10 protein-coding genes are annotated in these 20,508 nt (G+C 34.2%); 2 read left to right on the top strand and 8 right to left on the bottom strand.

Going from position 1 to position 20,508, the window contains the following annotated elements:
* Nucleotides 1-6,524: DUF7507 domain-containing protein (locus tag DFQ10_RS05750; protein WP_147299179.1), on the bottom strand; the 6,524-nt coding region annotated here is incomplete at its 3' end.
* A gap of 819 nt (nucleotides 6,525-7,343) precedes the next feature.
* On the opposite strand from DFQ10_RS05750, the gene DFQ10_RS05745 reads away from it, so the two are divergent.
* Both DFQ10_RS05745 and DFQ10_RS05740 read left to right on the top strand, forming a co-directional pair.
* Entirely contained in the window at nucleotides 7,344-8,933 is a 1,590-nt protein-coding gene (locus tag DFQ10_RS05745) for a peptide chain release factor 3 (protein ID WP_115816390.1), read from the top strand.
* Between the two features lie 151 nt (nucleotides 8,934-9,084).
* Nucleotides 9,085-9,315 (top strand): (4Fe-4S)-binding protein, encoded by a 231-nt coding sequence (locus DFQ10_RS05740; protein WP_115816389.1) that lies wholly within the window; start codon nucleotides 9,085-9,087, stop codon nucleotides 9,313-9,315.
* A 263-nt stretch (nucleotides 9,316-9,578) separates the two neighbouring features.
* On the opposite strand, the gene DFQ10_RS05735 is transcribed toward DFQ10_RS05740, so the two are convergent.
* The 7 genes from DFQ10_RS05735 to rplK form a co-directional block, all read right to left on the bottom strand.
* Nucleotides 9,579-9,896 carry a DUF3467 domain-containing protein gene (locus DFQ10_RS05735; protein WP_115816388.1) on the bottom strand — a complete coding sequence of 106 codons (318 nt, stop codon included), beginning with the start codon at nucleotides 9,894-9,896 and terminating at the stop codon, nucleotides 9,579-9,581.
* 159 nt (nucleotides 9,897-10,055) lie between these two features.
* Entirely contained in the window at nucleotides 10,056-14,357 is a 4,302-nt protein-coding gene (gene rpoC, locus DFQ10_RS05730; protein ID WP_115816387.1) for a DNA-directed RNA polymerase subunit beta', read from the bottom strand.
* Between the two features lie 73 nt (nucleotides 14,358-14,430).
* The gene (gene rpoB / locus DFQ10_RS05725; RefSeq protein WP_115816386.1) at nucleotides 14,431-18,243 is read right to left on the bottom strand and encodes a DNA-directed RNA polymerase subunit beta; all 3,813 of its coding nucleotides are present in this window, start codon (nucleotides 18,241-18,243) and stop codon (nucleotides 14,431-14,433) included.
* A gap of 121 nt (nucleotides 18,244-18,364) precedes the next feature.
* Complete coding sequence (gene rplL, locus DFQ10_RS05720) at nucleotides 18,365-18,739, bottom strand: 50S ribosomal protein L7/L12 (RefSeq protein WP_115816385.1); 375 nt, start codon at nucleotides 18,737-18,739, stop codon at nucleotides 18,365-18,367.
* A 61-nt stretch (nucleotides 18,740-18,800) separates the two neighbouring features.
* Nucleotides 18,801-19,322 carry a 50S ribosomal protein L10 gene (gene rplJ / locus DFQ10_RS05715; protein WP_115816384.1) on the bottom strand — a complete coding sequence of 174 codons (522 nt, stop codon included), beginning with the start codon at nucleotides 19,320-19,322 and terminating at the stop codon, nucleotides 18,801-18,803.
* A 19-nt stretch (nucleotides 19,323-19,341) separates the two neighbouring features.
* Entirely contained in the window at nucleotides 19,342-20,031 is a 690-nt protein-coding gene (rplA, locus tag DFQ10_RS05710) for a 50S ribosomal protein L1 (protein ID WP_115816383.1), read from the bottom strand.
* 10 nt (nucleotides 20,032-20,041) lie between these two features.
* Nucleotides 20,042-20,482, bottom strand: coding sequence for a 50S ribosomal protein L11 (gene rplK / locus DFQ10_RS05705; RefSeq protein ID WP_115816382.1), 441 nt, complete (start codon nucleotides 20,480-20,482; stop codon nucleotides 20,042-20,044).
* Between the last annotated feature and the right edge of the window lie 26 nt (nucleotides 20,483-20,508).

Here is a 20,508-nt window from a genome sequence, read left to right as displayed (position 1 = left end):
GTATACGTTAAGCTACCTCCAACTAATAAACTCGCGGCACTACTACCTGAACTTGATCCTGTTAACGTTGGATTACTTAATAAGCTCAACACATTACCGTCTAAGTCCGTAAGGGTATCTGATAATGTAATATCACTTACCGTTACATTGCCTGTGTTATTTACAACTATAGTATAAGTAATCAAATCATTGATCCCTAATCCTGTTGGCGCATTGTCTGTTACTACTGCTGTCTTAACTACAGTTAAGGAAGCATTTTGAGTAATAGAAAAAGGAGTTACATCATTTGTTGGATCTAAATCATTATTATTACCATTAACGCTATCAATATCATCAGTCTCTATAGTTTCAGGATCAGTAACAGTTGAACCGTCACTTGTTGTACCTGTATCTGATATATCTATCACGTCATCACTTGGATCTGAATTATCACCACCTGGAGCATCTGCTCTTACAGTTGCAGAATTTTCTACACCACCAGCATCAACATCGCTTTGCAAAATAGTATAAGTAGCACTACATGTAGTACTGACTCCTGGCGCAAGAGTAGTTGCCAAGCAAGTTACAGTACCTACTAACGGGTCAGTTACAATAATATTTGTTAAAGTTTCATCACCAGTATTAGTAACTGTAAACTCATATTCTATTTCATCATCCAATATTCCTGGTGATCCTAATGAATCTACGTCTACAATACTTTTAATTAAACTCAATGAACAATCCGCTGCTACAATTTCAATCGGTTCCAATGCTACTTCAACACAATCCGGGTTTCCAGCATATCTAACCGCAACAGAGTACGAACCAGCTGCTAAACCTGTAAAATTTGATGTTGGTAAAAAAGGACCTGCTAAACCATTCACACTGTACTCAATAGCTCCACCACCATTATCTACGGCAACTACATTAATTGAACCAGTGGTAGTTAAACAAGTTGGTTGCACAGCAGATGTTGCTGGACTAATTGTAGGAGGTGGTATAAAAAACGCATTATCATACATAATAAATACTTTACCATCTCCTCCGTCCTGAAAGTTTGGACCGGCATCAGCAGCACCAATTTGAGTAACTCTAATCCCTTGAACATCTGTACCTGCTGGCACTAAAGCTGTCAATGGGTAAATTGCAACATATATTTCTTGTGTATAATCTGTAGGAACACCAGTATTAATATAAACTGAAGGATTGGCTAATAATATATTACCTGTAGGACTTAAAGTATTATCTAAAGCCTGAATACTCATTTCATTATTTCCGTTACGTTCAGTAACCACTATATATCGATTCTCAGCAGCTGCAATAGGAGTATTGTAGATAAACTCATTAAAATCCGTAGGATCAATAGTATTATCCATTGATAAATAATGTCTTAAATCATTTTCAAAATTTGCCGCTAACAATGCTGCTTTATATACTGCTGGATCATCTGTAATAGTTGCTGTTGTAGACAACTGATCCCTAACAAACTGACTTGTAGCATTAGGATTTGCATATTGATAATTCACATTATTTGGCGCATAAATCTCAGTAAAAGGGTTTGGTTGGCCTGTCACCGAAATTGAATTTAATACTGCTGGAAATCCTGCATTTGGAGCACTAGAAATATTAAAACTAACTTCACTTGCCAAAAGTGCTGACATTGGATTACCAACTGGAATTATATCTAAACAAGCTTCATCACTACATTCAAAAGGAGCAACTACTACATCATCAACTGTTATGGCACGAGCAGAATCTGCTGAAAAAGTTGCGGTTAGTGAAATATCACTGCCATTGGCTGGTAAAACAACTCCTACAAAAGTGTACGATGGAGCAGTAATACTAGAAACTGGTTGAGTTGCTGTGCCATCTCCTGTTAAAACTAAATTTCCTGTTGCAGGAGGATCATAGAAAAACACCGTAATATCTGCAGTGAAAGTATCATCTGTAATATCTAGAGGTGTGCCATTATCACTACATGCTGACTCATTTGTTGAAACAATATCACATAAATCTGGCACGTCTAATACCATAGGACTTAAAGCTACTTCAACACAACTTGGAGAAGTAATATATCTTACTGCTAAAGTATAAGAACCTGGTACAAGATTATTAAAAGTAGGACTTGGCTGGAAAGGACCTGTTAAACCATTAACACTGTATTCCATCGCTCCACCTCCATTATCAATAGCATCAATTGTAATAGAACCTTGAACTGTTGTACAATCTGGTTGAACACTAGAAGTTGAAACTTCTATAGTTGGCGGCAGTACCAAGAAACTTGGATCATAAATAATAAAAGCTTTTCCATCACCACCATCACCACCTGCAGCTCCGGTTTGAGTAATTCTTATTCCTTGCACATCTGTTCCAGATGGTACTAAAGCTGTTAAAGGATAAATTGCTAAAAATACGTGTTGCGTAAAATCTGTGGCAACACCTGTATCAATATAATTTGTAGCATTTGCCAATACGATATTTCCTGTTGGATTTAAAGAATTATCTAAGGCCTGAATACTTAATTCATTATTACCATTTCGTTCAGTAACAACAACATATCTATTAGAAGCAGAAGCTATTGGAGAGTTATAAATGTATTCATTATAATCTGTTGGATCTATGGTATTATCCATTGATAAATAATGTCTTAAATCATTTTCAAAATTTGCCGCAAGTAAAGCTGCATTATAAATTACAGGTCCATCTGCTATTGATGCTGTTGTGCTTAATTGATCCCTAACATATTGACTACCTGCTGCTGGATTGGCATATTGGTAATTTAAATTATTTGGCGCATAAATTGCTGTAAAAGGATTTGGCTCACCTGCGATAGTAATGGAATTTAATTCTGCAGGGAAACCTGCACTTATTCCACTATCTATATCAAAAGTTACATCGCCAGCATCTATTGCTGCTGTTGGGTTTCCGCCAGGAATATCATCTATACACAAACTACAACCAGACGATACACTATCATCAATTACTGTAGCGTTAGTCCCATTAGTATAATCAAGACCAGCTATCAATCCATTTGTTAAATCTACAGTTGCAGGATCTCCCAAACCAAATTGACCTCCATCGCCTCCATCTGCATTATTATCATCATAAGCTTCATTTGCATCTGAGCAGCCATCTAAATCACTATCTGTATTTTGAAAATCAAAACTTCCATCTCCTAAAGTATCTATTGGTGTAATTCCTGCACCAGCTGTTGCAGGAATTCCGAAAGTGCTTACAACACCATCAGCCATACCATCATAATCATTATCTGTTCCTCCTACTTCTACAACATCAGAGATACCGTCATTATCTGAATCTAAATCAAATACATCATCCACTCCATCTCCATCTGTATCTGTGCAATCACTACCAAATACACTTACAAAATCAAGAGCTGCTCCTGCTGCAGTTGATCCTGCTGGAGGTGTGGCTTCAAATTGTATCGTTGTTTGAGACGTGGTCGCAATAAAGGTTTGAGAAAAAGCATACCATGTTTTAGGCCCAATAATTCCACCTATTTCTCCTTGAGCCACAGCCGTTAAAGTCTGACTATATAATGATGCATTTGTAGCATCAATAACATCTATATCTAAAGTTACATCAGAACCAGCAGCATGCCCAACATCTTCTCCCCAATAAAAAGAAAGCGTGTAAGTAACTCCAGGAACAGTATTAATTGTTTGAGAAAGGACATTATTAACACCTCCTGTAACGTTATTATTACCAAGAACATCAAGGTATTGGTTACCATTATAAGCATTTGCAAATGTAAAACTAGGACCCCAAGTTGGAGATTCATTACCAATCCAACCATCAAAATTTTGAGTGTAATCCCAACCTATCATTGTGTTTGTATTGTATGTAGCACCAATAAATGTACCCGCAGAACTCGTATTTGAAGCATCTGGAAAATCTGTCTGACTTGAAAAATCTTGTTTTTGAAAATTACCATTAATGATAAGGTTTCCACATCCTTCGTAAATATCTAATATGCCATCATTATCATCATCCTCATCACATAAATCGGCTATTCCATCACCATCATTATCAGGATTACCTGATGCTACTGCATCACATGGATCTGCAATGACTGATAATGTCGCACATTCCGTTTGAGTACATTCTAAATCTGGATGAGAAATCACTACACAATAGTCATTACCGTCTAATGCAGAATTTGTAACAATATTTAAATTAGCAGACGTTACACCAGAATAGGTCGCATCATTAGCTAATGCTGTACCTCCTGTTGCAGGATCTCCTAAATACCATTGATAAGTTGTATCACTTGAAACATTGGTAGCTGAACCGCCACTATAATTTGGTGTTGTATTTGGTGGTGTACCAGTAAAATTTGTAGTACTAGTTGCTGAAGTTGTTACAGCAAATACTGCAGTGTTTCCATCAATTTCTGATTGATTGGTTGGAGAGCTATCTATCGTAACCACTGTTGCAGTGATTACATCTGTATTTGCACCTGTATATGCAGTTCCTGTTGTTATTACCTGACCATTAGTGTCATAACCTGTACCATCTACTTCGCCATCATTATTATCATCTATGTGACCAACTTCTACTGCATCATTACATCCATCGTTATCACTGTCTGTATCTAAACGATTAGGAATACCATCATTATCAGTATCACCACATCCACTTACAGAAGCATATAAGAAAGTTGGAGGGCTAGTATTGAGTTGGCTTACAACTATCGTATTAGAACCTGTTGTATTCCATGTTATAGTATTAAATTGAGGAGTACTAGGATCAATAATCATTTCCTCTAAAAGCGTACCTGGATTACTATCGCGTTTTGCTAACAATTTTACGGCACCTGACGCACTAATAACCAATCTCATTTGCAAGAAAGATGGGTCCGCATTATTATAATTAAGTGTCCAAACACCTGGATTACCACCTTGTCCATATCCATTTCCATCCGATGCAAATACAGGATAAGAATCACCAGCTTGAAAAGTAACACCTGTTGCTGAAAACTCAATATCTTGAGGAGCTAATAGTGTTCCGTTTATTTCTATATTAAAGTTATTATCGATAGATGTGATATCTAGTATCATTCCATCTGAAGAAGGAAAATTAATAGTTGTATTTGATCCACCTGAAATACTAAATGGTGGAATAATAATCTTATTACATTCGTCAGTGTCTAAAATCCCATCGTTGTCATCGTCTAGATCAGCTGAATCAAACACACTATCACAATCTGAATCAGTCTCAGAAACCGAAAAAGAATTATTACTATTGTCTGTATCTGACTGAGTCATATTAGTAATACTTGCGCTATATACAAGAGGCAATGCTAAAGAAGATGCAGATGTATTAACGGTTAAAGTTACACTTTCACCAGCTTCTAACCCAAAAATCACCCATTCATTTGTAACTGAATCGTAAGAAGCTGTTCCTGATCCAGATGAAAAAGAAAATGTACTTCCAACATTACTTAAACCCGAAGGTAATGGAGCTTCTACCACAAAACTACTACTGTTTATTGCACTATTATTAGTAACCGTAGCAACCAGATCAACATCAGTTGTAGTACACAAGCTTGTTGACGACTCTATATTTGCATCTATACTTAAGTCCACTGAAGTACTAAACCCCAGACTATTAGAGTTATAAGCCGTAAAGGCAATATCAGTATTACCAGATGTTGTATGAACAAATTTTACTATTTGTGATGAATTAGCTGCAGTAATCCCAAAATCACTCAATAAAAATGATAAAACTCTAAAATCTCTATATGTATTTATTCCAAATGTATTAGTTACAGTACCTGTAGCAGGATTAACATTATATATAGTCCAATCGACTCCTGCCACAACAGGTGTAGAAGAGAAGTCTACTACAACAGCATTACCAACAACAAGACCAGAACTATCCACAAAACTAAAGGTATCACTACCTCCAGGCGCTCCTGTTTGGTTTACGATTATATCTGGTACATTATCAGTAATATTAGCTGTTGACAGAACAGTTAAATCATCATACTCAATATTTTGAGAGTCAATATTGAAAAAATTCGTACTCATTTCCAAACCATTAACTCCATCTCTAAGAAAATTAGTTGGTACTATTGGTGAAAAATTATTAATATAATCTGTAGCAGCATTTGTTTGATTTACACCTCCCCAATTATAAGCAACTCCTAGCAATTCTGGGTTACTATAACTTATAACTCCTGGTACAGGAAAGGCAAGAAATTCAAGAGCAGTGAACGTCGTCACTCCATTAGATGTTAATACAGAATCATCCACACCTGTAGAATATGTAATTCCATTAGCCACAAAGCCTAATAAGTTATTTGAATCCGTTGCTGTAACTGGTAAGGCCGTAGAAGACACAAAAAAACCACCTTGATCACCATATATAGTGGTTACATCTTCTTGAGCACTTAAAATAAAAGATGATAAGAAAAGACTAACCAGCAATAAAGTTTTTATCCTAAACTGAGATAAGTTCTCTAAAACTAAGCATTGACAAAAATTAATGTTCTTTGCGAAAGAGAATCGAGTAAAGATTTCCATATATTATATAGTTGATGTATAATTCAGTTTGTACAAATAAAAAAACAAAACATCGACTAAATAGCCGATATATTCGGTAAAATGCAAACAAAACAATTTATTGCAAGATTTAATCCATATGACTATAGAAAATAACGTACAATAATTAATTTTTAAGACACCTAAAACAAGCCTTAAGTCACACTTAAAATTCTAAAATAAATATTAAATTGGCGAAGAGATTTACTATTAATCAACTTCAAAAAAATTAATCCCATAATTTTATAAAAGTAAAATTACAAAAAATTTAAGATGTAAGTATTCTTACACAATAAATTTTTATAAAATACCAAGACATAAGGTGGCTCATAAATTTTACATCTACGGCAACTATTCTAGATGGAATTTAAAAAAAGGTATGGATAACATGTGAGTTTTTTATTACGTATCTAACTTACTTTTAATTTCATATAATTATTCTGCCTTGATCACTTTAAACGCTGTAAAAATAAGCTTTAGCATTAATGATTTGGAAATTATGTTATGAACAAGTGTCATATTGTTCTAAAACCTAAATATGGTGATATAGCTCAAATAAAATGCATGTTTTAATATAAATAAGTATACGATTTGATCATTAGATTCTGAATATATGTATTATTAGTATGGATTATAGGAATGATATAAAAGCTAAAAAATATTTTCCACTTATAGTTTCTCTATTGTCATGAATTAATATTTTAATGATATCTCAAAAGATTCTTCCATTAAAACCTTTAGATTAGTTAGTCTTATTGAACTTATAAGTAATATATTTGCACTGCTTTTTCAATAATTATTATGAGCTTTATTTCAGAAATAAATAGACGACGAACGTTCGGAATCATCTCTCATCCAGATGCAGGTAAAACTACACTTACAGAAAAATTACTATTATTTGGTGGTGCTATACAAGAAGCTGGTGCGGTTAAAAGCAACAAAATAAAGAAAGGTGCTACCAGTGACTTTATGGAAATTGAACGTCAGCGTGGAATATCCGTAGCTACTTCTGTTTTAGCTTTTGAATATAACGGTATTAAAATTAATATCTTAGATACACCTGGTCACAAAGATTTTGCTGAAGATACATTTAGAACCCTAACTGCTGTAGATAGTGTAATAGTGGTCATTGATGTTGCTAAAGGTGTTGAGGAACAAACCGAAAAATTAGTTGAAGTTTGTAGAATGCGAAACATTCCAATGATTGTTTTTATTAACAAAATGGATAGAGAAGGTAAAGACGCATTTGATCTACTAGATGAAATTGAACAAAAATTAGGTTTAAAGGTTGTTCCCTTAAGTTTTCCTATAGGAATGGGTTACGATTTTAAAGGTATCTACAATATCTGGGAAAAGAATATTAATTTGTTTTCTGGCGATAGCAGAAAGGATATTGAAGAAACTATTGAGGTATCCGATTTATCCTCTCCAGAATTAGACAAACTAGTTGGTAAAAAAGCAGCCAATACCTTAAGAGAAGAGATAGAGTTAGTTGAAGGAATATACCCTCAGTTTAGTAAAGAAGACTATTTAAACGGAAAGCAACAACCTGTATTTTTTGGATCTGCACTTAACAATTTTGGTGTTAGAGAATTATTAGATTGTTTTGTTGAAATAGCACCAAAACCAAGACCTAAACAAAGTGAAGAACGCTTAGTTAAACCTGAAGAAAAGCAATTTAGCGGCTTTGTTTTTAAAATACATGCCAATATGGATCCTAATCATAGAAATAGATTAGCTTTTATAAAAATTGTATCAGGAGAATTTAAGCGTAACACTCCTTATTTACATGTAAGACAAAATAAAAAATTAAAATTTTCGAGTCCTAATGCATTTTTTGCAGAGAAGAAAGAGATTGTAGACATCTCATATCCAGGTGATATCGTAGGACTTCAGGATACTGGAAGTTTTAAAATTGGAGATACTCTAACAGAAGGTGAGATCTTAAACTATAAAGGAGTACCTAGTTTTTCTCCTGAACATTTTAGATATATCAATAATGCTGATCCTATGAAAGCTAAGCAACTATATAAAGGTATCGACCAATTAATGGACGAAGGTGTTGCACAATTATTTACATTAGATTTTAATGGACGAAAAGTCATTGGTACCGTAGGTGCACTGCAGTATGAAGTTATTCAGTACCGATTAGAGCACGAATATGGTGCAAAATGTACTTACGAAAATCTTAACGTACATAAAGCCTGTTGGATAAAAACAGAGAATGAAAAGAGCGAAGAATACAAAGAATTTATTAGAGTAAAACAGCGCTATTTAGCCAGAGATAAACAAAATCAATTGGTGTTTTTAGCAGATTCGATGTTCTCACTTCAGATGTCTCAACAAAAATATCCAAGTATTACCTTTCATATGACATCAGAATTTGAATAAATAGAGCATGTATTTCATCGATTAGAAGAGTATATACCTACAAATAATTTCAATTAAACGATTAAATTTACACATAGTCTATTATTTATTAATAATCCATATTCATTCAATACTTTCAAAATACGATTAACCCCAAACTAATCTACTTATTATGGAAATTAACGCAAACGTTTTCAGTAACGCAGAAATTACCGTTACCTACAAGCCTCGATGTTGTGCAAATGCGCAACTTTGTGCGAAGCAATTGTCTAATGTATTTAGAAACTCTGTAATTCCCTGGATTGATCTCGAAGGAGCACAAACAGGTGCCATTATTAATCAGATTAAAAAGTGCCCTTCTGGAGCTTTACAGTATCATTTAAATCAAAAAGAAGTTGCATAAACAACAACATTGATTTAATGATATAAAAAAAACTTTAAATTATTCATTCAAAGGTTTTTTTATATCTAAAAGGCGTAAAATCACTAAAAGCGGTTTTAAAACCTCTCTGAGGTCGTTATTTTTATTTCATATGAATATATAAGCAAGAATCACTAAACAACCTTAAACACACTTTAAAATAAGCTGTTTTGAATATATAAATTCAATTAATAATAACATAATAATTGAAAAAAACTATTACGCACTAAAGTTTAATTATAAACTTATGCCTGTCCCGTTGGTCCAAAATTTAAAGGTATTGGAGGTTGCTCATAATCTTTAATTTCTCCATGTGCTTTTTCAAAACGAACAATATTTTCGCCTAAGGCTTTCAATAAACGTTTTGCATGTTGTGGTGTAAGAATGATACGAGACTTTACTTTACTTTTCGGAGTTCCTGGCATAATGCTTACAAAATCCACTACAAATTCTGATACGGAATGATTTATAATTGCTAAATTGGAATAAGTACCTTCTGCTACTTTTTCATCCAATTCGATGTTTATTTGACCTTTTTTAGGATTAATTTTTTCGTCTGCCATAATATGTTATTTTTTAAAAATATAAAAGCCTTCAAGTTATATAACTTGAAGGCTTTTGGTTTATTCTACTATTTAAAGAATGAATCTCTGACATTAGTTCAGGATAAATTCGATTTTAATATTTTGCATCGCCTTCGGCTAGCTAAATATAAATCTCCTTTAATTAAAATTCATTTCTTCTTTAGCCTTCATCATTTCATTAAATTCTGCTTTAGAACCAACGATGATGTTTTCGTATTCTCTAACACCTGTACCTGCTGGTATTCTATGACCTACAATTACATTTTCTTTAAGTCCTTCTAAAGAATCTACCTTACCATTTACTGCTGCTTCGTTAAGAACTTTTGTAGTTTCTTGGAACGATGCCGCTGATATAAACGACTTAGTTTGTAATGAAGCTCTAGTAATACCTTGTAATATTGGAGTTGCAGTCGCCGGACTAGCATCTCTTGCAGTTACAAGATTTTTATCTTCTCTTCGTAAGCTAGAGTTTTCATCTCTCAAATCTCTAACTGTTACAATTTGACCAGATTTCATATTATCAGAATCACCCGCATCTTCAACCACTTTCATTCCGAAAATCTTATCGTTTTCTTCAATGAAATCTGATTTGTGTACTAATTGATTTTCTAAGAAAATAGTATCTCCAGAATCAATAATTCTAACTTTACGCATCATTTGTCTTACAACAACTTCGAAGTGCTTATCATTAATTTTCACACCTTGTAAACGATATACTTCTTGTACTTCATTCACTAAGTATTGTTGAACTGCCGACGGGCCTTTAATGTTAAGAATATCGTTTGGTGTAACAGAACCATCAGATAAAGGCATACCTGCTTTTACATAATCATTCTCTTGAACAAGAATCTGATTAGATAATTTTACTAAGTATTTCTTAACCTCTCCTAATTTAGATTCGATTATAATCTCACGGTTACCACGCTTAATTTTACCAAATGAAACCACACCATCAATCGCACTTACTACAGCAGGATTAGAAGGGTTACGTGCTTCAAATAATTCTGTTACACGAGGTAGACCACCAGTAATATCACCTGCTTTAGATGATTTACGAGGTATTTTAACCAAAATCTTACCAATATCAATTTTATCACCATCATCAATCATAATGTGGGCACCAACTGGTAAGTTATAAGAACGGATAGTTTCACCTTTAGAATCTTCAATCAATAATGTTGGAATCAACTTCTTGTTTCTAGATTCAGAAATAACTTTCTCTTGGAAACCAGTTTGTTCATCAATTTCAACTTGATATGTAACGCCTTGTTCGATGTTTTCATACTTCACTTTACCAGCAAATTCTGAAATAATTACACCGTTATATGGATCCCATTCACAAATTACATCACCCTTCTTAAGTTTACTTCCATTATTAACATAAATAAAAGAACCATAAGGAATATTATTTGTACTTAAAATGATTCCGGTTTTAGCATCAACCAATTTCAATTCTGAAGTTCTTGAGATGACAACATCAACCTCATTACCTTCTTTATCTTTTGATTTAACAGTTTTTAAATCTTCAATTTCTGCAATACCATCAAACTTTACAGTTAATTTATTTTCTTCAGAAATGTTACCTGCAATACCACCAACGTGGAATGTACGTAATGTTAACTGCGTACCAGGCTCACCAATAGATTGAGCAGCAACTACACCTACAGCTTCACCACGTTGTACTAATTTACCAGTAGCTAGGTTACGACCATAACATTTAACACAAATCCCTTTTTTAGCTTCACAAGATAATGGAGAACGTACTTCAATAGACTCTAACGGAGAGTCTCCAATTTTCTTAGCGATAATATCATTAATATGACCACCAGCTTCTACCAATAACTCTTCAGTTAATGGATTGTAAACATCATTAAGAGATGTTCTACCAACGATTCTACCTTCTAAACTTTCAACAATTTCTTCGTTTTTCTTAAGTGCAGAAACTTCGATTCCTCTTAGCGTACCACAATCTTCTTCATAAACAATAACATCTTGAGATACATCTACTAAACGACGTGTTAAGTAACCAGCATCGGCAGTTTTAAGAGCCGTATCTGCAAGTCCTTTACGTGCACCGTGAGTAGAGATAAAGTATTCTAAAATTGAAAGACCTTCCTTAAAGTTAGAAAGAATTGGATTTTCAATAATTTCACCACCTGCTGCTGTAGATTTTTTAGGTTTAGCCATTAATCCACGCATACCTGTTAACTGACGAATCTGTTCTTTAGAACCCCTTGCACCAGAGTCAAGCATCATAAATACCGAGTTAAATCCTTGTTGATCTTCACGAATACGTTTCATTGACAATTCAGTCAATTCAGCATTGGTTGATGTCCAAATATCAATAACTTGATTATAACGTTCGTTGTTGGTAATAAGTCCCATATTATAGTTACCCATAATACCATCAACTTGTTTATTAGCAGCATCAATCATTCCTTGCTTTTCTGCAGGAATAATAATATCACCTAAACTAAATGATAGTCCACCTTGGAATGCAAATTTATAACCTTGTGTTTTAATCTCATCAAGGAAATCTGCAGTTTCAGGTACACTAGTCTTTTTAAGAATACCATGAATGATTTCTCTTAAAGACTTTTTAGTTAATACTTCATTAATATAACCTGCTGCTGCTGGTACTTTTTCGTTGAAAAGTACACGACCAACAGTTGTTTCTATAATTTGCTTAGTTAATTCTCCTTCTTCATTAAAATCAAAAGTTCTTACCTTAATACCAGCATTTAAGTCAACTTTCTTCTCATTGTAAGCTATTGTAACTTCTTGAGGAGAATAAAAAGTTAACCCCTCTCCTTTAATTGGCACTTCTGGAGTAGATTTTCTAAGTTTAGTCATATAATATAAACCAAGTACCATATCCTGAGAAGGTACAGTAACTGGAGAACCGTTTGCTGGGTTCAATATATTATGTGAAGCCAACATTAACATCTGACATTCTAAAATAGCTTCTGGTCCTAATGGTAAATGTACTGCCATCTGGTCACCATCGAAATCGGCATTAAATGCAGTACACACTAATGGGTGTAACTGAATTGCTTTACCTTCGATAAGTTTAGGTTGGAATGCTTGTATACCAAGTCTGTGTAAAGTAGGAGCACGATTTAAAAGCACTGGATGTCCTTTTAAAACATTCTCTAAGATATCCCAAACTACAGGCTCTTTTCTATCTATAATTTTCTTTGCAGATTTTACAGTCTTTACGATACCTCTCTCTATCAGTTTTCTGATGATAAAAGGCTTGTAAAGTTCTGCTGCCATACCTTTAGGCAATCCACATTCAAATAATCTTAATTCTGGTCCAACAACAATTACAGAACGTGCAGAATAATCAACACGCTTACCAAGTAAGTTTTGACGGAAACGTCCTTGCTTACCTTTAAGTGAATCTGATAATGATTTTAATGGTCTGTTAGAATCTGTTTTTACAGCAGATGATTTACGTGTGTTATCAAATAATGAATCTACTGATTCTTGTAACATACGTTTCTCATTACGTAAAATCACTTCTGGTGCTTTTATCTCAACTAATCTTTTAAGACGGTTGTTACGGATAATTACACGACGGTATAAATCATTTAAATCTGAAGTCGCAAAACGACCACCATCTAAAGGCACTAAAGGTCTTAATTCTGGTGGAATTACAGGAACAGCCTTCATAATCATCCACTCAGGTCTGTTCTCTCTATTTAAATTTGAATCTCTAAATGCCTCTACAACTTGTAAACGCTTTAAAGCTTCAGTTTTACGTTGCTTAGATGTTTCATTATTTGCTTTATGTCTTAATTCATATGACAATTCATCTAAATCAATACGAGCTAACAAATCGATAAGACACTCAGCACCCATCTTAGCGATGAATTTGTTAGGGTCTGTATCATCTAAATATTGGTTTTCTTTAGGAAGTGATTCTAAAATATTAAGGTACTCTTCTTCTGTAAGGAAATCCATTTTTTGAACTGGTTCTCCTTCAGCATTCATAGCAATACCTGATTGAATAACCACATAGCGCTCATAATAGATTATCATATCTAATTTCTTAGATGGTAATCCAAGAAGGTAACCAATTTTATTAGGTAACGAACGGAAATACCAGATATGCGCTACAGGTACCACTAAATTAATGTGCCCAACACGATCTCTACGTACTTTCTTTTCTGTTACTTCTACACCACAACGGTCACATACAATACCTTTGTAACGTATTCTTTTATATTTACCACAAGCACATTCAAAATCCTTTACAGGACCAAAAATACGCTCACAGAACAAACCATCTCTTTCTGGTTTGTGAGTTCGATAATTAATAGTTTCTGGCTTTAATACCTCACCACGAGATGCTGCTAAAACAGACTCAGGAGATGCTAAACCAATAGAAATTTTGTTAAATTTCTGTACTGTATTCTTATCTTGTTTTCTTGCCATGTTCTTTATAGTATTCAGTCTTCAGTCTTCAGTATGCAGTGACTACTACATACTGATGACTGGCTACTATTTTTTATTCTTCTAATCTAATATCTAATCCTAAACCTTTCAATTCGTGCATAAGTACGTTGAACGATTCTGGAAGTCCTGGTTCTGGCATTGGCTCACCCTTAACGATTGCTTCGTAAGTTTTAGCTCTACCAATAACATCATCTGATTTTACAGTTAAGATCTCACGTAATGTACTTGATGCTCCATAAGCTTCAAGTGCCCATACTTCCATCTCACCAAAACGCTGACCACCAAATTGTGCTTTACCACCTAATGGTTGTTGTGTAATTAATGAGTACGGTCCTATTGAACGTGCGTGCATCTTATCATCAATCATGTGACCAAGTTTAATCATATAGATTACACCAACTGTTGCTGGTTGATCAAAACGATCTCCTGTTCCACCATCATATAAATATGTATGACCAAATCTAGGGATACCAGCTTCATCTGTATATGCGTTAATTTGATCTAAAGTTGCACCATCAAAGATAGGAGTTGCATACGTTTTCCCTAAATCTTGACCAGCCCAACCTAAAACGGTTTCATAAATCTGACCAATATTCATACGAGAAGGTACACCAAGTGGATTTAATACAATATCAACTGGAGTTCCATCTTCTAAGAAAGGCATATCTTCTTGACGAACGATACGAGCAACAATACCTTTGTTACCGTGACGACCCGCCATCTTATCACCAACTTTCAGTTTACGTTTTTTAGCGATGTAAACTTTAGCTAATTTTATGATACCTGCAGGTAATTCATCTCCTACAGAAACTGTAAACTTCTCACGTCTTAAAGATCCTTGAAGATCATTTTCCTTAATTTTATAATTATGGATTAAATCTGCAACCATTTCATTAGTATGGTCATCAGTAGTCCATTTTCCAGAAGTTAAATGCGTATAATCATCTACAGCATTTAACATCTTTAAGGTATACTTCTTACCTTTAGGGATAATTTCTTCACCTAAATCGTTATAAATACCTTGAGCAGTTTTACCATTAACAATATTGAATAATTTTTCTACTACAACATTTTTAAGATCATCAAATCTATTGTCATAAGCATTTTCTAATGCTTCAATATCTTCTTTATCTTGTGCTCTCTTGCGTTTATCTTTTACGGCTCTAGCGAATAATTTTTTATTAATTACAACACCGTTAAGAGATGGAGATGCTTTTAAAGACGCATCTTTTACATCACCTGCTTTATCACCAAAGATAGCTCTAAGAAGTTTCTCTTCTGGAGTTGGATCAGATTCACCTTTAGGAGTAATCTTACCAATTAAGATATCACCTGGTTTGATTTCCGCACCAATGCGAATCATACCATTTTCATCTAAATCTTTAGTCGCTTCTTCAGACACGTTAGGAATATCATTAGTTAACTCTTCGTTACCTAATTTAGTATCTCTAACTTCTAAAGAGTACTCATCAATGTGAATAGATGTAAATACATCTTCTCTAACTACTTTTTCTGAAATTACGATAGCGTCCTCAAAGTTATACCCTTTCCAAGGCATAAAGGCTACTTTCATATTTCTACCAAGTGCTAATTCCCCATTTTCAGTTGCATAACCTTCACAAAGAACTTGTCCTTTTGCAACTTTATCACCTTTCACTACGATTGGCTTTAAGTTGATAGATGTTCCTTGATTTGTTTTTCTAAATTTAACTAAAGGATATGTTTTAGTATCACTTTCAAAGCTAACCATTGCTTCTTCTTCAGTACGCTCGTATCTTATGGTGATTTTTTCAGCATCAACATATTCAACAGTACCAGCTCCTTCAGCATTAATTAATACTCTAGAATCTGAAGCCACCTGACGTTCTAAACCTGTACCTACAATTGGTGCTTCTGGACGTAATAAAGGAACGGCCTGACGCATCATGTTAGATCCCATTAATGCACGGTTGGCATCATCATGTTCTAAGAATGGAATTAACGATGCAGATATTGAAGTAATCTGATTAGGTGCAACATCAGTATAATCTACTTGTGTTGGATCAATAACTGGGAAATCACCTTCTTGACGAGAAATAATTTTATCAGCTAAGATTTTACCATCTTCATCAACTTTGATAGTTGCTTGAGCGATTAACATATCTTCCTCCTCTTCCGCACTTAAGTACGTTGGAGCATTTTTAATATCAACAACACCATTTTCAACTTTACGATATGGAGTTTCAATGAATCCCATTGAATTCACTTTTGCAAATACAGATAAAGAAGAAATTAAACCAATGTTTGGTCCTTCTGGTGTTTCAATAGGACATAGACGTCCATAGTGTGTATAGTGAACATCACGTACTTCGAAACCTGCTCTTTCTCTAGATAAACCACCTGGTCCTAATGCTGAAAGACGACGCTTATGCGTAATCTCTGCAAGAGGATTCGTTTGATCCATAAATTGAGACAACTGGTTAGTACCAAAGAATGAATTAATAACAGACGATAAGGTCTTTGCATTAATTAAATCAATTGGAGTAAATACTTCGTTATCACGTACATTCATACGCTCACGGATAGTACGTGCCATACGAGCAAGACCAACACCAAACTGAGAAGATAACTGCTCACCAACTGTACGTACACGACGGTTAGATAAGTGATCAATATCATCAATCTCTGCTTTAGAGTTAATAAGCTCGATTAAATATTTTATAATCGTTATAATATCTTCTTTGGTAAGCACTTGCTTATCCATACCGATATCTAACTGTAATTTCTTGTTCATTCTGTAACGACCTACTTCACCTAAAGAGTAACGTTGGTCAGAGAAGAATAATTTGTCTATAATACCACGAGCAGTTTCCTCATCTGGCGGCTCAGCATTACGTAATTGACGGTAGATGTGCTCAACAGCTTCTTTTTCAGAATTTGTTGGATCCTTCTGTAATGTATTATGAATAATTGCGTAATCTCCTTGCTGAGCACTTTCTTTATGTAAAAGAATAGTTTTTACTTCAGCTTCAAGAATTTCTTCAATATTATCTTTATCTATAATTGTGTCACGATCTAATACAATTTCGTTACGCTCAATAGATACAACTTCACCTGTATCTTCATCAACGAAATCTTCGTGCCATGTATTCAATACACGGGCAGCTAATTTGCGACCAATAACTTTCTTTAATCCAGACTTAGAAACTTTAACTTCTTCTGCAAGATCAAAAATTTCTAAAATATCTTTATCACGCTCAAAACCGATAGCACGGAAAAGTGTTGTAACTGGTAATTTTTTCTTTCTATCAATGTAAGCATACATTACTTGATTGATGTCTGTAGCAAATTCTATCCAAGATCCTTTGAAAGGAATTACTCTTGCAGAATACAATTTAGTTCCATTAGCATGGAATGATTGGCTAAAAAATACACCTGGTGATCTGTGTAATTGAGAGACAACTACACGCTCTGCACCATTAATACAGAATGTACCACTTGGTGTCATATAAGGAATAGTACCTAAATATACATCTTGAACGATTGTTTCGAAATCCTCATGTTCTGGATCCGTACAATACAACTTCAATCTTGCTTTTAAAGGCACACTGTAAGTTAATCCTCTTTCGATACATTCTTCAATAGAATATCTAGGTGGATCAATAAAGTAATCTAAAAATTCTAATACAAATTGATTACGTGTATCTGTAATTGGGAAGTTCTCCATGAAGGTGTTGTACAAACCTTCAGTACCCCTTTCTTCTGACTTTGTTTCTAATTGGAAAAAATCCTGGAAGGATTTAATTTGGATATCCAAAAAGTCTGGGTAATCTGTCCTATTTACAATAGAAGAGAAATTAATTCTTTCAGCCTTTTTTGCTAACATTGATGAACGAGATTTTAATAAATAAAAACTAAAAAATGCATATAACGTTTATATACACAAAATGGTTTAGGTCTTAGAGTACGACTCCAGACCTAAACCTTGTATTGTTGAATGAGTATGCTTATTTAAGCTCTACCTCAGCTCCTGCTTCCTCTAAAGAAGATTTTAAGCCTTCAGCTTCATCCTTAGAAACACCTTCTTTAATTGCGCTTGGTGCATCATCAACTAAACCTTTTGCTTCTTTTAAACCTAAACCAGTTAATTCTTTAACTAATTTTACTACAGCTAGTTTAGAACCACCTGCCGCTTTAAGGATTACATCAAATTCAGTTTGCTCTTCAGCAGCGTCACCACCACCTGCAGCAGGACCAGCCATAGCTACTGCAGCAGCAGCAGGCTCAATACCGTACTCATCTTTTAATATAGTTGCTAATTCGTTAACTTCTTTTACTGTTAAGTTAACTAATTGTTCTGCGAAATCTTTTAAATCTGCCATTTTTCTAATGTTTAATAATGTGTGTTATAATTTAATTTTCTATTGTGTAATTGTAATACGATTATCCTTCTCTTTCAGATAATGTTTTAACGATGCCTGCAATGGTTCCACCACTTGATTTAAGTGCCGAGATAACATTCTTAGCTGGTGACTGTAGTAAACCTACAATCTCTCCAATAAGCTCTTCTCTAGACTTAATATCAACTAAAGCATCAAGTAAATCGTCACCAATGTAAATTGATTCCTCAATGAAAGCACCTTTTAATAATGGCTTTTCAGATTTTTTACGAAATTCTTTAATTACTTTTGCAGGAGCATTTCCTGTTTCAGAATACATTACAGATGTATTTCCTTTTAAAATAGTTGGTAAATCACCGAAATCTTTATCCGATGCATCCATTGCTTTTTCTAAAAGTGTATTCTTAACAACAGCTAACTTAATGTTAGACTTGAAACACGCTCTTCTTAAATTTGAAGTTGCAACTGCATCTAATCCTGAAATATCAGTTAAATAGATATTTGTATTATCTGCTAATTGAGCAGTTAACTCTTCAATTACTTGGGATTTTTCTTCTCTTGTCATAATGTTCTAAGTTTAACTACTATCCTATTTTTGTATCAACTGCAATACTAGGACTCATTGTACTAGACATATAAATGCTCTTTACATAAGTACCTTTTGATGCAGTAGGTTTTAACTTCATGATTGTAGATAACAATTCTTGGGCATTCCCAATAATTTTATCAGTACTAAACGATGCTTTACCTATTGGTGCATGTACAATACCTGTTTTATCTACCTTAAAATCTATTTTACCAGCTTTTACTTCTGCAACTGCTTTAGCGACATCCATAGTTACTGTTCCTGTCTTAGGGTTTGGCATAAGACCTCTTGGTCCTAATACTCTACCTAATGGTCCTAACTTACCCATAATGCTTGGCATAGTAACGATAACGTCAACATCAGTCCAACCATCTTTAATTTTCTGTAAGTATTCATCTAACCCAACATAATCAGCGCCTGCTTCTTTAGCTTCTTCTTCTTTATCTGGTGTTACAAGTGCAAGAACCTTCATATCTTTACCTGTACCGTGTGGTAATGAAACTACACCACGTACCATTTGATTGGCTTTACGTGGATCTACACCCAATCTGATTGCTAAATCGATAGAAGCATCAAATTTTGTATATGTAATTTCTTTTAGTAAAGCTGAAGCTTCTTCTAAAGAGTAAATTTTGTTATTATCAACTTTTGCTCTTGCTTCTTTTTGCTTCTTTGTTAATCTTGCCATTTCTAAAAATTTAGTTTGGAGCTTCTCCTCCTTTAACAGTGATACCCATAGATCTTGCTGTACCGGCAACCATTTTCATAGCTGATCCGATTTCAAATGCATTTAGATCTACCATCTTATCCTGAGCAATCGTTTTTACTTGATCCCAAGTTACTTTTGCTACTTTACGTCGGTTTGGTTCTCCTGATCCTTTCTTTACTTTGGCCGCTTCTAATAATTGTACTGCTGCTGGTGGAGTCTTAATTACAAATTCAAATGATTTGTCTTTGTAAACAGATATAACCACAGGTAAAACTTTACCTGGCTTATCTTGAGTTCTAGCATTAAATTGCTTACAGAACTCCATGATATTAACTCCAGCGGCACCTAAAGCGGGTCCTACCGGTGGCGATGGATTCGCAGCACCTCCCCGAACTTGTAGCTTAACTACTTTGTCTATTTCTTTTGCCATTTCTTAATGTTTATACGCTTATCTAT

The sequence above is a fragment of the Winogradskyella eximia genome, assembly GCF_003386165.1.
Classification (GTDB): domain Bacteria; phylum Bacteroidota; class Bacteroidia; order Flavobacteriales; family Flavobacteriaceae; genus Winogradskyella; species Winogradskyella eximia.
This window is presented reverse-complemented; position numbering and strand designations above follow the sequence as displayed.